Annotated in this window: 11 protein-coding genes; 3 read left to right on the top strand and 8 right to left on the bottom strand. The window is 64.5% G+C overall.

Annotated elements, in window-relative coordinates; all coding sequences use genetic code 11:
- Nucleotides 1-32 precede the first annotated feature (32 nt).
- From KBY99_RS04910 to KBY99_RS04885, 6 genes are all read right to left on the bottom strand, one after another.
- The gene (locus KBY99_RS04910; protein WP_254997702.1) at nt 33-446 is read right to left on the bottom strand and encodes an Hsp20/alpha crystallin family protein; all 414 of its coding nucleotides are present in this window, start codon (nt 444-446) and stop codon (nt 33-35) included.
- Nucleotides 447-528: 82 nt separating this feature from the next.
- Entirely contained in the window at nt 529-1002 is a 474-nt protein-coding gene (locus tag KBY99_RS04905) for a hypothetical protein (protein WP_254997701.1), read from the bottom strand.
- Nucleotides 990-1496 carry an MEKHLA domain-containing protein gene (locus KBY99_RS04900; RefSeq protein WP_254997700.1) on the bottom strand — a complete coding sequence of 169 codons (507 nt, stop codon included), beginning with the start codon at nt 1494-1496 and terminating at the stop codon, nt 990-992. The genes KBY99_RS04905 and KBY99_RS04900 overlap by 13 nt, the downstream gene beginning before the upstream one ends.
- Nucleotides 1486-2391, bottom strand: a complete 906-nt coding sequence (locus KBY99_RS04895; RefSeq protein WP_254997699.1) for an SWIM zinc finger family protein — start codon at nt 2389-2391, stop codon at nt 1486-1488. The genes KBY99_RS04900 and KBY99_RS04895 overlap by 11 nt, the downstream gene beginning before the upstream one ends.
- 4 nt (nt 2392-2395) lie before the next feature.
- Nucleotides 2396-5515, bottom strand: coding sequence for a DEAD/DEAH box helicase (locus KBY99_RS04890; RefSeq protein ID WP_254997698.1), 3120 nt, complete (start codon nt 5513-5515; stop codon nt 2396-2398).
- 10 nt (nt 5516-5525) lie between these two features.
- The gene (locus KBY99_RS04885; protein WP_254997697.1) at nt 5526-5930 is read right to left on the bottom strand and encodes a hypothetical protein; all 405 of its coding nucleotides are present in this window, start codon (nt 5928-5930) and stop codon (nt 5526-5528) included.
- 570 nt (nt 5931-6500) lie between these two features.
- Here KBY99_RS04885 and KBY99_RS04880 point away from each other — a divergent pair.
- The 3 genes from KBY99_RS04880 to alaS all read left to right on the top strand — a co-directional run bounded on the left by KBY99_RS04880 (nt 6501) and on the right by alaS (nt 11947).
- Nucleotides 6501-7637, top strand: a complete 1137-nt coding sequence (locus KBY99_RS04880) for a hypothetical protein (protein ID WP_254997696.1) — start codon at nt 6501-6503, stop codon at nt 7635-7637.
- Between the two features lie 34 nt (nt 7638-7671).
- Nucleotides 7672-9174 carry a hypothetical protein gene (locus KBY99_RS04875; protein ID WP_254997695.1) on the top strand — a complete coding sequence of 501 codons (1503 nt, stop codon included), beginning with the start codon at nt 7672-7674 and terminating at the stop codon, nt 9172-9174.
- A gap of 79 nt (nt 9175-9253) precedes the next feature.
- A complete protein-coding gene (gene alaS, locus KBY99_RS04870) occupies nt 9254-11947 on the top strand; it encodes an alanine--tRNA ligase (RefSeq protein WP_254997694.1) in 2694 nt (897 codons plus the stop codon).
- A 13-nt stretch (nt 11948-11960) separates the two neighbouring features.
- On the opposite strand, the gene KBY99_RS04865 is transcribed toward alaS, so the two are convergent.
- Both KBY99_RS04865 and KBY99_RS04860 read right to left on the bottom strand, forming a co-directional pair.
- Nucleotides 11961-13082 carry an adenylate/guanylate cyclase domain-containing protein gene (locus tag KBY99_RS04865; protein WP_254997693.1) on the bottom strand — a complete coding sequence of 374 codons (1122 nt, stop codon included), beginning with the start codon at nt 13080-13082 and terminating at the stop codon, nt 11961-11963.
- A 33-nt stretch (nt 13083-13115) separates the two neighbouring features.
- A complete protein-coding gene (locus tag KBY99_RS04860; protein ID WP_254997692.1) occupies nt 13116-14180 on the bottom strand; it encodes a chemotaxis response regulator protein-glutamate methylesterase in 1065 nt (354 codons plus the stop codon).
- Nucleotides 14181-14185: the final 5 nt, after the last annotated feature.

Raw genomic sequence — 14185 nt, 5'->3', positions numbered from 1 at the left:
TTCTCTTCTCTCTCGTGTCCGCTCGGCCCTGATCAGCCCTCCACCTGCACCTGCACGGTGGTGAGGTTCTGGGCCTTAGGTGCCGTCACGGTGAGTAGGCCGTCGCGGTAGTGGGCTTGCAGGCTTTCGCGATTGATGCCACCGGGAAAGCGGAAGCTGCGGCTCCAGGTGCCGTAGCGGAATTCGCTGATCAAGGAGGCCTGTTTGGCGACCGGGGAAGAGGCATCGGGGCTCGGCTGACGGCGCTCGGCGTTGATCACCAGGCTGCGGTCGGTGGCCTTGACGTCGATCGAGGTCTTATCGACACCGGGAAGCTCCAGGGCGATTACGTAGGCGTCGTCGGTTTCGTGCACCTCGGCGGCCGGCACTCGCTCGGCGGCGGGACGCTCGGCAGCGCGCAGTTGTTGCTCGAGTAACTCGAAGGGGTGTTGGTGCAGGGTGAGCATCGGATGTTCTCCGGGACACAGCCAATGTGCTGCGGCCAGCCGGGCGACGGCAGGGGGTAGACCGCCCGTTTTGGTTCGGCCCTTACGGCCCCGTTCGGTTGGCACCACTGGCAGGTAGGGGCAACCGGCAGCGCTGCTTTAAGGCGGCGATCACCCGGCCGATGGCGTCGGGATGGCCCTGCACGCTGAAGGCTTCCCGCTCCAGTTGCCGGTTGCCGTGGTGGTAGCGGGTGGTGAGGATGCCGCTGATCTCCTGCTCCACCACCGGGTTGAGCCGCACGCTCCAGCCCAAGGGCTGGAGCACGCCGGTGGGACAGCTCTGGGCTGCGTGAATGGCCTCATGCAGGAACACCTGCCGGCCTATGCCCAGATCGAAGGCCACCGGCGCGATCCAGAGGGTGCGCGTTTTGGCTTGGAACAGCCCGTAGGCGCCGCGTACTGGCGGCGGGGCCAGCCGCACCTGAAAACCCCGTTGCTGCAGGGTTGTGAGCAGGGGCCGCAGCTCGGCGGGCAGTTGGGGCGGCGGCGCTGGGATGGTGGCGATCACAACAGCCACCAGCGGCTGAAGCGGGCGGCCTGGCCGCAGGGCTGACCTGAGCTATCGCGCAGGGTCCAGAGGCGGGCGGCTTCGATGGCAAAGCGGCGGCCGCGGCTGTCGATGCGGATGCCCCGGTAGCCCGAGATCGCTTCTTTGGCTTGGGCTGTCACCAACGCCTGGCGGCGGCTGGCCCGCTCGGCGGGCTCGGCGGTGAGCCGAGACGGCATGCCCACCAGCTCGGCCCAGGGGCGCTGCCATAGGCGCAGGGCCGCCCGGTTGGCATAGATCAGCCTTGGCCCTGGCTCGCTGCTGGGATCGGCGCCGTCATGGGCCAGCAGCACCAGCTCGGCGGCAAACAGCTCCTGGGCCACCAGCTGGGGCGAGGCGTCGGCGGCTAGGCCGGCGATCAGGGGGGTGCCGAAGGCGCGCTGGTAATTGCTGAGCAGGCACAGGGCCAGGCTTTGGGCCGCCGGCGTCAGCCAGGGGGGCGGACTGATGAGCTCAGCTTTCATCGCCGTTGGCCGGGCCCATGGCCTTGGCCATGGCCAGGGCCGCCAGCTGCTGGCCGTGGGCCTTGAGGTGCTCCAGGAAGTGGAGATTGGCCTCGGGGAAGCGGGGTTCTTCTGCCAGGGGCAGGGGACCGGCGGCATCGAGGCCGGTGTCGCCCTCCAGGGCTGGTGTGATCACGACCAGATCCGAATCGAGGGCTGCGCCATAGCGCCACCAGCGGTTTGGGTCCTTGATGGCTGGATGCACCGGCTGCAGCGCCACTGCGGCGACCGGCTGGGAGCCCTGTTTGGCTGCAGCCTGCCTGGCCTGTTTTGCCAGCGCCTTGCGCCGCCGCTTGGCCAGGTCGGCCAGCAGCTGGGCCCGGGTGCGGCCGCGCAGCTGGAACAACACGAAGGGGTCTTCGCTGAAGCGATCGCCCATCAGGTAGTAAACAGCGCTGACGTGCTTGCAGGGGTTGGCCTTATCGGGGCAGCTGCACTCGCTGCGCACCTCCTGCAACTTGAACGGAAACAGGCGCTTGCCGCTGGCCGCGAAGGCGCGCTCGATGTCCTGGGGCATGACGCCGGCCAGCAGCTGGGCCGACCAGCGCGCCTTCTGGGTGAGGGCGTCGAGCACGTAGTTCCAGTCGTCGTCCTGGAGCACGTCGAGCCAGAGCTTCACCTTGTAGGGCTCCTCGTCGGTGCCCTGCACCCGGGCATGCACTCGCCGCCCCTCAAAGCGGATCGAGGTGACATTGCCGCTGCGGGCATACTCCCAGGCGCGCTCCAGGCGCTTTTTGAAGCGGTAGGAGTTGATCAGCTCCATCCACTGCTCCACCCACCAGGGCTGCTGGGCCAGGCCCTGGTCGCCGAGCTGGGTGTTGATGGCGCTGGCGTAGGTGGTGGGGGTGAGGGTCATGGCATTAATCCTCTTCGCTCAGGGCCACTAGATCTTTGAGCTGGCCCACATCAAAGCCGCCGAGCCATTCTTCACCGGAGCCGACGATCTCAGCGGCCAGCTTTGATTTCTCCTTGATCATGCGGTCGATCTTTTCTTCCACTGAGCCGCTGGTGATGAACTTGTGCACAAGCACCCGATTTTGCTGGCCGATCCGATAAGCCCGGTCGGTGGCCTGGTTTTCCACGGCCGGGTTCCACCAGCGGTCGATGTGGAAGACGTGGCTGGCTCGGGTGAGGTTGAGGCCGACACCGCCAGCTTTGAGCGACAGCAAAAACAGCTGGGGGCCGCGGGGGTCGTCCTGGAAGCGATCGACCATGGCCTGGCGTTCGGTTTTGCTGGTGCTGCCGTATAGGAACGGCACCTCCTGGCGCCATTTGTGCTCCAGGTGGGCCTTGAGCAGCAGCCCCCATTCGGCGAACTGGGTGAACAGCAACGCCCGGTCGCCCGCCTCGATCACCTCCTCGAGAATCTCTTCGAGCCGCTGCAACTTGGCGCTGCGGCTGCTGAAGCTGCCGTTGCCGCTGGCCAGCACGGCCTCGGCGTTTTCCTTCAGGGCCAGGGCCGGGTGGTTGCATATCTGCTTGAGCTTGGTGAGCAGGGCCAGCACCTGGCCGTGCTTCTGGCCCAGCGGTGCCCGGGCGATGGCATCGAGGCTCTCGTCGACTGTTTTGTTGTATAGCTTCTTCTGCTCTGGAGCCAGGCCCACCCATTCGTTGAGCTCCACCTTCTCCGGCAGGTCGGAAATGATCGACTTGTCGGTTTTGAGGCGCCGCAGGATGAACGGCCCCACCCGGCTTTTGAGATCCCGCAGCGACGACATGTCGCCGTAGCGCTCGATCGGCAGCCGGTAGCGCTGGCGGAAGAAGGGTTCATCGCCGAGCACCTTGGGGTTGAGGAAATCCATCAGCGCCCACAGCTCGCTGACGCGGTTTTCCACCGGCGTACCGGTGAGGGCAATCCGGAAGCGGCTGCCCCCTTTGCCGCCACGGCTTGGGCGGGCCAGGTCCCGGGCCGCTTGGCTTTGTTTGGCTGTGTGGTTTTTGATCGCCTGGGCTTCGTCGATCACTACCCCCTGCCAGTCGATGCTCTCGAGCAGCTCGCTGTCGCGCTGCAGCAGGCCGTAGCTGGTGAGTACCAGATCCACGCCTTTGAGGGCTTTCTTTAGGGCCTCGGGGCTGGAGGGCCGGCGCGGGCCGTAGTGCTCCCGCACGCCCAGATCGGGGGTGAATCCGTGGGCTTCGCGCTTCCAGTTGGTGAGCACTGAGGTGGGGGCCACCAGCAGCACCGGTCGTTTGAGCTCGTCTTCGGCCTTGAGGTGCTGCAGGAAGGCCAGCAGCTGGATCGTTTTGCCCAGGCCCATGTCGTCGGCTAGGCAGGCGCCTTGGTCGAAACGGTGCAGGAAGGCCAGCCAGCCCAGGCCCCGCTCCTGATAGGGCCGCAGCTGGCCGGAGAAGCCAGGTGGGGCGGGCAGGGGGTCGGGTGCTTTCTGCTGGTGGTACTGCTCCAGCACGGCCTGCAGCCGCGGGCCGGCATCGAAGCGATGCACAGGCAGCCGGTGGAAGGTGTCGCCTTCGCTTGCGGTGAGCCGTAGGGCGTCGTCGAGGCTCAGGCCCGGATCGGCGCCGCTGAATTTCTTGGCGTTCTTGAGATCGAGGGGCCGCAGCTCGATCCAGGCCCCCTTGTGCTGCACCAGGGGGCTGCGTTTGGTCTCCAGGCGATCCAGGTCCCGCAGGGTCAGGGTGACCCCGCCGATCATGAATTCCCATTCCCAGGTGAGCGTTTCGCCCAAGGTGAAGCCGCGTGATTTCTCAGGCAGCTCGGCCTTGATCGACAGGCCCAACCGGCTGGCCAGGCCCCCTGCGAGGCTGGCCGGCAGCACCACACCCACGCCCACATCGCGCAGCTGGTGGGCGCCGGTGCGCACCAGCACAAACGCCTCGGCTGGCGTGAGCTGCATCGTTTCCGGGGTGGCCGAATCCAGCCCCCGCACGATCGGTTCAAACACCGTCAGGGCCCGGCCCATGCCCTCGAGCAGCAGCTCGCTCGGTTGGGGCACGGCCACTTCGCCCATTTGCAGGCCCCGATCGCCGGCGGCCCAGACGGCGGCGGCTGGCACCCGCAGGCTCGGGTCGGCTTCCGCCTGCAGCCCGAAGCGCAGCTCCCACAGCTCCTCGCCCTCGGCTGGGGTGAACAGCTCCAGGCAGGTGCGGGCTGGTTCCACCTTGCCCGCCACCCCTTCACGCCAGTGGTGGGTGGCGATGCTGAGACGCTCCAGCTCCTCCTCGCCCAGGCTGAGGCTGCCATCGCCTTTGCCCAGGGCCTTCTGCCAGGCCGCCAGCAAGGGATCGAGCCCGCCTGCGCTGGCACTGAAGCCCACCCGCAGCTGGCCATCGAGCAGGGCTTCCAGCAGGCTCGCCACCCGCAGGCGCCCGCTGCCGGGACGGCGGCAGGCTAGGGAGGGGTCGCCGCTGGGGCCGGCGGCCAGGGCGCAGGTGGCCACCTGGGGCAGGCCGCTGGCCAGGTCTTCGAGGCGGCGGCGGTCGTCTTCGCGGTTGAGCAGGGGCAGCCAGCGGGCCTTGCCCTCGGCGATCTGGGGCAGCCAGCGGCCGCGGGCGATCAGGCTTAGGGCCCAGCGCTGTAGGTGACTCCACCAGCGCAGCTCATCGGCCATCTCCGGGTGCTCACCCGCCAGGGGTATCTGGCTGAGCCATTCGCCCGCGTTGGCAGCATCGAGGGCCCAGCCCTCCACCTGCCAGGGCCACCATTCGAGCTGTTTGGGAATCGGTTCGCCGGCCTGCAGGGGCAGGCCGCTCCAGGTGCTGGCACTGGTGCGGCGGCCCTTGGCCGCCTGGTTGCGGCTGGGCAGGGTCAGGGTGGCCCGGGCTGGGCGCAGGGCCTCCGACCACAGCCCGTTGTCGTCGAGCCAGGTGGCCAGGTCGTCTTCGTTGAGGGCCAGTGGGTGCTCAGGGGCCTCCAGCTTCGGCACGGCAGGGGTCGCCACCCGCCAGGTGTCGGCCCACAGGAATAGGCGGCCGCCCGAACCCTCGGGGGGAAACAGCCAGGTGGCGTGCAGCAGGCTCATGAACCCGGCCTTACGGCCGTCGGGCGGGCAGGAGGCGTGGGGCCAAGCGCTGCGCTGAATGCAGCACCAAGGCACTGCCGATCAGCGGCAGCCAGAGCGGCAGCCACCCGCGGATCAGCGCCATCATCACAGCTGGTAGGCCCGATGCCAGCTCTAGGGGGCTACCGAGGCTGCGAATTCCACACACCGCGCCCACCAATCCCGCCTGTAGGTGGCTGTCGTCGGGGTCGACCCGCTGCAGGTGAAAGGCCAGCAGACCATAAAAAAAGCCGCAGCCCGCTGAGCGCAGGGCTGGATCCAGGCCTGCGCCCAGCAGCTCTGGCAAGCCCGCCACGGCACCGGCGGCCAGGGCCCAACCGATCGAGCGGAGCCTTAGATCCGCTCGACTGATCGCAGTTGTCTGGAGGCTGCTCAAGCCTGGTGCTTTGGTATCAGCCAGAAATCATGCCTGCTTTGCTGGGCAGGTGGCAGTGGGTTTGATATGTGGTCAGGCTATGTACAACTTCCACCTAGCCCTGCAAAAGGTCTAGCTAAGCAGGACCATTTGGAATGCCAAGTCATTTCTCACGAAGGGCGGAAAGGTTGGTCATGGCGTAATACTCTGCTTTATGACTTTAAGTCTCGCCGAGGCGACCAGGCGCGGCATGTACTTTGCGGCAGCGGTAAAGGCAGCTGTGTTTTGCATGAGTCCCTTGACGTGGCTGCATCCTCCTTTCAGAACGGCGGGAAGCCCTTAACCCCACGGCTTTCACTAGATGCCGGCCCAGTCAGAAGAGATGAATCTCACGGTAAATCGGATCGTTAATTTTTGTCAAATAGTTTGCATATCATCCATGGCTGTTTCGGAAATTCGTCCTGAAATGATTTTATTCTTGTTGCCAGGGAAGATTATGTTTCCTTTCGGCTCTGATTATTCGGCGCAAGGACCATGAATATCTTTAATTCTGTGTCTGAGCGGCAGGTTCGGCTTTTTCGCTGGGGCTTGGTGGCTGGATGGCTTTTGCTGATTCTTTCCCTGCTGATCTCGCCCTGGTATTCCCTAGAGCTCCATCGCTGGGCCGGAGGCATGGTTCCTTGTGCCCCAGGGCTTTCCTGCGAACTTCATCGACATGATGGCAACCGGATCTTCTGGGGTCTGGTTGTGCCCGCTGGTCTGCTGGTGATTGTGGCGTTGAGCCATGAGGTCTGGCGGCGCACCTGTCCCCTTGCCTTTGTTTCCCAGTTGTTCAGGGCCCTGGGCTGGCAGCGCACGCAACTGGGCAAGACGGGTCGTCGTGAAGTTGTAAAGGTGTCGCCTGAGTCCTGGCTGGGCCGCTATCACATCCAGCTGCAATGGTCGCTTTTGATTGCAGGGCTGGTGCTCCGCCTGCTGGTAGTGAATAGCAGTCCGCTCGGGCTTGGGTTGCTGCTCTTGCTCACGATTGGTGCTTCCCTGGGGGTTGGCTGGGCCTATGGAGGTAAGGCCTGGTGTCAGTACGTCTGCCCCATGGCGCCCGTGCAGGCCATTCTGATCGGACCTCGCAGTCTTCTGGGCAGCTCAGCCCATCTGGGCGGCAAGTCAAAGATGACCCAGTCAATGTGCCGAAGCGTTGGCGAGCTTGGTAAAGAGACCAGCGCCTGTGTGGCCTGTCAGAGTCCTTGCATCGATATTGATTCTGAACGGCTCTATTGGCAGACCCTGCGCGGGAAGCGTGGTTTGGACTGGGCCTGGTATTCCTACCCTGGGTTGATTTTCGCCTTCTTCTTGCTCATCCAGTGGCAGGGCGATGGTGATATCAATTACCTCAGAAGTGGCCGCTGGGCCTATGACAATGGTCTTGCCGAACGGGTGCTCACACCGCTGGGCGGGTTCAGTCGCAAAGTGACAGAGCCGATCCTTCAGCCCCTCCAGGTGTTGCTGCCGAAGGCTCCCGTGTTGCCGCCTCCAAAGCAGAAGTCTTTATTCCCATCCCAATTGCCTAGGTCGGGCAATTGGAGGGCTCGCCCTGTTCCTCCTGAGAAGGATCCTCCGATCGAGCAAAGTGATTCTTCTAAGGATTCAATTCACGATAAGGGTCAGTTGCTGGATCATATGCCGCCAGATTTCACTGGAGGTAGTCGCAAGCCGGGAAGCGCATTCTAGGTCTAGTTATTGTCTTTTTTAGGATAAATAGCTTATGTCTGCTGCTATTGGGTTCATTCTCCCCTGGGCTCTTCCCCGGCTGGTCTCGATACCAGCTTTGCTGCTATTCGCTGGTCTCATCTCCTTTCTGTTGTTTAAGGAGATTGAGCGGCTGCAGCGGCGCTGGCTGTCAGCTCAGGGTTATGCCTTGGCTGCGGATATGGCGATCCAGCGCACGCGTTTGATTGCCTCTTTTCTGGCGATCAACAGTTTTTTCTGGTTCGCTGATCCCACCCTTGGACTTGCTGGTGGTGTGGGAGGACAGCTGGTGCGCTCCCTGATGCTTGTGGTAACCGCCGCTTGGCTGGCTAGGGGGTGGCGACGCAGTCCTGACGACTATCGCCGGGAAAGTCTCAGTGTGAGCCTGCGTCGTCAGCTAGAGCCCCTCGAGCCTCAGTTGCAGGCTGCATTGGATGGCCGATCCCTGGCCCAGTTATCGGCGGCGGAAGTGTTTACCCTGGCCAAGGCGCTTCCCGCGCACCTGCGCACGAACACCCTCACGATCTATCGCAATGTGCTCGAGGACATGTTCAGTTCCGGGCGCCTCGATCGGGCTTCGGCCTTTCTGCAGCTGGAGGAACTTCGGGGTGTCCTCGGCCTGCAGGAAGCCGATCACCATGAGGCCCTGAGGGAACTGGCGCTCAGCGATCCCGGCCTGCTCGAACTCGATGCCCGACAGCGCCAGGCCAGAGATCTGCGCCAGGCTGCTGCCACTGAAGCGGTTGCCGATCTGCTCGATCTCGGGTCTGGATCGCCGGCCCAGCTCGATGCCCTGACGCCGAGGCAACGCCAGCGATTGGAGCGCCTGCGTCAGCAGAGCGGCCTTGAGGATGCGGCTTGGGCCGCGGTGCTGGCAGCTTTCGATTCCTCGGCCTCCCTGCGCTCTCCCCTGATCGCCAGGAATCTGGAGCTCCTGGCGCTGCTGATCGAATCCCGCCGGAGCGTCGCTCAGGCCTGCGAGCATGAATTGCTGATGCAGCCACTGTTGGTTGCTCTCGATCTCCAGATCGTGAGTGTGTTGGTCAACCTCGCGCCGGCGATGGCGAAGGGTCTGGAGGACGAGCTGCAGCTCGTCTGGGAGCGCCTGCTCCGGCAGCTGCCGGGTTCGGTGGAGATACGACTTGACCTCAGGGGGATTCGCCTGCCGGCTGCGGATCCTGGGTCGAAGTCCAGTGAGGCCGAGACGGCGTTAGCCCCGCCCCCCCTGGATGGGGTGCTCCAGGAGCTGTGGCAGGACCCCGATCCGCTTACGGCCGCCTGGGCGCTCTGGATGTTGCGTCGGCGCAACCCGGAGTTGGCGTCGTCCGTATTCCGTCAGCCCCGCCTCGGACTGCCCAGCTCGAAACAGTCCGCCTTGCTTCTGAGCCAGATCGACCAGCCGGGCATTTCGGTGACAGCTCTGGAAACGCGGCTGCTGGAGATCCTGAGCCTGGATGCATCTGCCTCCCAATGCAGTCCTGCCGCGTTGCTTGACCGGGCCAGTACCAGTGCAGTCTGATTGACTGATCTGGCGCTGGATGGCGCCGCTGACGCTGGGCGATCATGACTTCTCAGTCTTGCTTCGCTTCCGATCTGCCATGGCTGCCGCTCCTTGCGCCCCGTTCTCCGCCGGTGATGATCTCCCCCGCAGCGGAGCCGAGATCCGCGAGGCTTTTCTCAATTTCTATGGGCAGCGCCAGCACCGGCGCATGCCTAGCGCCTCGCTGATCCCGGACGATCCGACGGTGCTGCTCACGATCGCTGGCATGCTGCCGTTCAAGCCGGTGTTTCTTGGCCAGGCGCCGCGGCCGGCGCCGAGGGCCACCAGCTCCCAGAAGTGCATCCGCACCAACGACATCGAAAACGTGGGCCGCACGGCGCGGCATCACACGTTTTTTGAGATGCTCGGCAACTTCTCCTTCGGCGACTATTTCAAGGAGCAGGCGATCCAGTGGGCCTGGGAGCTGAGCACTGGGGTGTTCGGCCTCTCGCCCAACAACCTCGTGGTGAGTGTTTTCCGCGAAGACGATGAGGCAGGCGCTATCTGGCGCGACGTGGTGGGGGTTAACCCCAAGCGCATCATTCGCATGGATGAGGCCGACAACTTCTGGGCCTCAGGCCCCACCGGCCCCTGCGGCCCCTGCTCGGAGATCTATTACGACTTCAAGCCCGAACTCGGCGACGACGGCATCGACCTGGAAGACGACTCGCGCTTCATCGAGTTCTACAACCTGGTGTTTATGCAGTACAACCGCGACGCGGAGGGCATCCTCACGCCGCTGGCCAACCGCAACATCGATACGGGCTTGGGGCTTGAGCGCATGGCCCAGATTCTGCAGGCGGTGCCGAACAACTACGAAACCGATCTGATCTACCCGCTGATTGAAACGGCGGCGGGCCTAGCTGGGGTCGACTACTCCGTCCTCGATGCCAAGGGCCAGACATCGCTCAAGGTGATCGGCGATCACAGCCGTGCCATCACCCAGCTGATCTGCGATGGCGTCACGGCCTCCAACCTGGGCCGCGGCTACATCCTGAGGCGCCTCCTGCGCCGCGTCGTGCGCCATGGGCGGCTCCTCGGCATCGACAAACCATTCCTGACGGCAATGGGCGAGGCGTCGATCGTGCTGATGGCGGCGGCCTACCCGCAGCTCGTGGAGCGCCGTGAGGTGATTCTGGCCGAGCTCGCCCGCGAGGAGGCCCGCTTCCTGGAAACCCTGGAGCGGGGCGAGAAGCTGCTGGCTGAGGTGCTGGCGGCCAAGCCCACCCAGATCAGCGGTGAACAGGCCTTCGAGCTCTACGACACCTACGGCTTCCCGCTGGAGCTCACCGAGGAGATCGCTGAGGAGCAGGGGCTCACGGTGGACCTGGCCGGTTTTGAGGCGGCGATGGAGGCCCAGCGCCAACGGGCCAAGGCCGCGGCGGTGAGCATCGACCTCACCCTGCAGGGCGCTATTGATCAGGTGACAGCCGCTGCGGTCGCCACCGCTTTCAAGGGCTACGAGGCCCTGGAGCATCCCAGCTGCGTGCTGGCCCTGGTGGTGAACGGTGAGCCGGCGGAGCGTGCCGTGGCGGGCGACGCAGTGCAACTGGTGCTCGATTCCACCCCTTTCTATGGCGAAGGCGGCGGCCAGGTGGGCGATCGGGGCGTGCTCTGCGGCCAGGGTGACGATGGAGCTGGCGTGATCGTGGCGATTGATGGCGTCAGCCGCAACCGCTCAGTGTTTGTGCACAGCGGCCGCATCGAGCGCGGCAGCTTGGCCATTGGCGAGCTGGTGAATGCCCAGGTGGACCGGGCCTGCCGCCGCCGGGCCCAGGCGAACCACACGGCTACCCATCTGCTGCAGGCGGCGCTTAAGCAGGTGGTGGATCCCGGCATCGGCCAGGCCGGCTCGCTGGTGACCTTTGATCGGCTGCGCTTCGATTTCAACAGCCCCCGGGCCGTGACGCCGGCTGAGCTGGAGCAGATCGAGGCCCTGATTAACGGTTGGATCGCCGATGCCCACACCCTCGAGGTGGCGGAGATGGCGATCGAGCAGGCCAAGGCGGCCGGTGCGGTGGCGATGTTTGGCGAGAAGTACGCCGATGTGGTGCGGGTGGTGGACGTGCCCGGCGTGTCGATGGAGCTCTGCGGCGGCACCCATGTGGCGAATACCGCCGAGATCGGCCTGTTCAAGATCGTGAGCGAGGGCGGCGTGGCTGCCGGCATCCGCCGCATCGAGGCGGTGGCAGGCCCGGCGGTGCTGGCCTATCTCAATGAGCGCGATGCGGTCGTGAAGCTGCTGGGTGAGCGCTTCAAGGTGCAGCCCGGCGAGATCGTTGAGCGGGTGGGGGCCCTGCAGGAGGAGCTCAAGGCCAGCGGCAAGGCGCTGGCTGCGGTCCGCGGCGAATTGGCCCTGGCCAAGGCTTCAGCGCTGGCGGGCCAGGCCCAGGCTCTCGGGGAGTTCCAGCTGCTGGTGGCCCGCCTTGATGGCGTTGAGGGCACCGGCCTGCAGAGCGCGGCCCAGGGCCTGGCCGATCAGCTCGGCGCTGGTGCTGCCGTGGTGCTTGGCGGTTTGCCCGATCCGGCCGATCTGGCCAAGGTGATTCTGGTGGCGGCCTTTGGCCAGGCGGTGATCGCGGCGGGGCCCAAGGCTGGTGCCTTTATCGGAGCGGTGGCCAAGGCCTGCGGCGGCGGCGGCGGCGGCCGACCCAACCTGGCCCAGGCGGGCGGGCGTGATGGCGCGGCTCTCGATGGGGCCCTGGAGCAGGCGCGGGCAGAGCTCACCGCATCGTTGCTGGTTGTGGATTGATCTTGCTGATTGACTACGGATTGGTGGTCGAGCCCTGGAGCCCATTCACATAGAAGGTGGCAACTTCACCAAGCCCCTTGGCTTGCACCAGTCCGCGGGACTCCAGAGCGAAATCGTTGCCCAGCAACTCGGCGGTCTGGGCGGAGATATGCACTCTCCCAGGTGTGCCACTGGATTCCATGCGGCTGGCCACATTCACCGAGTTGCCCCACAGGTCGTAGGTGAATTTGTGCTTGCCAATCACCCCGGCGACCACCGGGCCGCTGTGAATACCAATCCGCATCATCAGATCGGTGCTGTGGGCTTCGTTGAAGCGCGCCATCGCCTCGAGCATGAGCAAGGCCGTTGCCACCACGGCCTTGGCATGGTCGTTGCGCGCCTCCGGCAGCCCCCCCGCCAGCATGTAGCAATCGCCGATGGTCTTAATTTTTTCGAGCCCCGCCTGCTCTACCAACTGGTCGAATTCCGAGAACAGGTTGTGCAGCACCTCGACCAGTTGGCCGGCAGTCATGCCCTGGGACATCTTCGTGAATCCAACTAGATCGGCGAAGAGAACGGAGACATTGGCGTGGCTGTCGGCGCAGCGATGCTCCCCCCCCTTGAGGCGTTCGGAGATCGCGACTGGCAGAATATTGAGCAGCAGCAGTTCAGATTTTTCCTGTTCCTGAATCAGCCGCAGGTGTTGGGATTCGAGTTGTTTGCGCTGATTGATTTCGATGTCACGTAGCTTTTTTTTCTCGAGGGATGAGGTGAGTCGGGCACGCAATAGCACCTGGCTGAAGGGTTTGGGGAGATAGTCTTCCGCCCCCATCTCGATACAAGAAACCACCTCTTCGATCGCCTCTCCACCGGAAATCACGATCACCGGTAGGTTCCTCAGCTCCGGATTGGTCTGCATGCGGGCCAGCACGGCCAGGCCATTCATCTGGGGCATTTCCATATCCAGCAGCATCAGGTCAAATGCCTCCTGCTCCAGGCGCTCAAGGGCGTGCTGACCATCCACGGCTTCCTCAATCTGCTCAACCCCCAGTTGACGCAGCGAGCGGGCGATGCCCATGCGCAGCATTTTGCTGTCGTCCACCACCAGGATGCGGGCATTGCTGAGCAGGTCTGCTTCGGGGAATGTCACGGGCACGGGTGGGGGGGCAGAGGGCGAGGCCGTTGGGATTCAGCTCCTGAGCTGATTGAGGTTGTCCACGATGGCTTGGGGCATCGACTGCAGAGAGACGCTGCGGTCGACCACCCCCAGAGCAACGGCGGCCCTGGGCATGCCATAGATGACGCTGCTGGCTTCGTCCTGGGCTAGGGAGCGGCCCCCGGCCTCTTTGATCGCTTGTAGCCCCCGGGCGCCATCGCTGCCCATGCCGGTGAGCAGCACCCCCAGGGCGTGGGGTCCGGCGGCGGCGGCGGCCGAGCGGAACAGCACATCCACGGCTGGTCGGCAGTGGTGCACAGGCGGCGTCTGGATCAGGCGCACCCGATAGGTTCCCTGTTTGACGATCATCATGTGATAGTCCCCAGGAGCGATCAGACAAACGCCGGGCAATAAGGGGTCGTTGTCAGATGCCTCCTTAACTTCGAGGCCACTGAGGCTGTTGATGCGCTCCGCTACCGCCTTGGAGAAGTAGGCCGGGATGTGTTGCACTACGGCGATGGGCGGGAGGTCTACCGGCAGGGCCGGCAGGATGTAGCGCAGGGCCTCCACCCCCCCGGTGGAGGAGCCGATGATCACCAGGCGCCGGTCCGATGGGCTCAGTGGTGAGCCACTGGTGGGGCGAAAGGCTTGGCGTTGCTGGGGTGCCGACAGGGGAGAGAGGTCTCGGCGGGCTTTGGCGGCAGCCTTGACGTGGTACGCCAATTTCCCCGCCAGGGCGCCGATGGAGCTGCTGCCGTCCGGTTTGGCCAGCACTTCCTTGGCCCCGGCTTCCATGGCATCGAGGGCAAGCTTGGATCCGTGCTGGGTGAGGGAGCTGATCACCACAACAGGGATGGGTGAATTTTCACTCTTGAGTTTGCGCAGAAATGTGAGGCCATCCATGCGCGGCATCTCCATGTCCAGGGTCAGAACATCGGGCTGCAGCTTCGGAATTTTGTCGATGGCGATCAGCGGATCATTGGCCACTCCGACCACCTCGATTTCGGGGTCCATCTGCAGAGTGTCTGTGATCGTCTTGCGCACGAGGGCAGAATCGTCGATCACGAGTACACGAATTTTGCGTCTCATGGCGAGCATGTTTT

The organism is Cyanobium sp. Maggiore-St4-Cus (assembly GCF_024345615.1).
GTDB classification, from domain to species: Bacteria; Cyanobacteriota; Cyanobacteriia; order PCC-6307; family Cyanobiaceae; genus Cyanobium_A; species Cyanobium_A usitatum.
The sequence above is the reverse complement of the archived record's forward strand: the minus strand, read 5'-3'. Positions and strand labels throughout refer to the sequence as shown.

Coding starts and splice junctions, on each gene's coding strand:
- KBY99_RS04875 (WP_254997695.1), top strand. CDS start 7,672: ATGTCTGCTGCTATTGGGTTCATTCTCCCCTGGGCTCTTCCCCGGCTG.
- KBY99_RS04895 (WP_254997699.1), bottom strand. CDS start 2,391: ATGACCCTCACCCCCACCACCTACGCCAGCGCCATCAACACCCAGCTC.
- KBY99_RS04890 (WP_254997698.1), bottom strand. CDS start 5,515: ATGAGCCTGCTGCACGCCACCTGGCTGTTTCCCCCCGAGGGTTCGGGC.
- alaS (WP_254997694.1), top strand. CDS start 9,254: ATGGCTGCCGCTCCTTGCGCCCCGTTCTCCGCCGGTGATGATCTCCCC.
- KBY99_RS04900 (WP_254997700.1), bottom strand. CDS start 1,496: ATGAAAGCTGAGCTCATCAGTCCGCCCCCCTGGCTGACGCCGGCGGCC.
- KBY99_RS04860 (WP_254997692.1), bottom strand. CDS start 14,180: ATGCTCGCCATGAGACGCAAAATTCGTGTACTCGTGATCGACGATTCT.
- KBY99_RS04910 (WP_254997702.1), bottom strand. CDS start 446: ATGCTCACCCTGCACCAACACCCCTTCGAGTTACTCGAGCAACAACTG.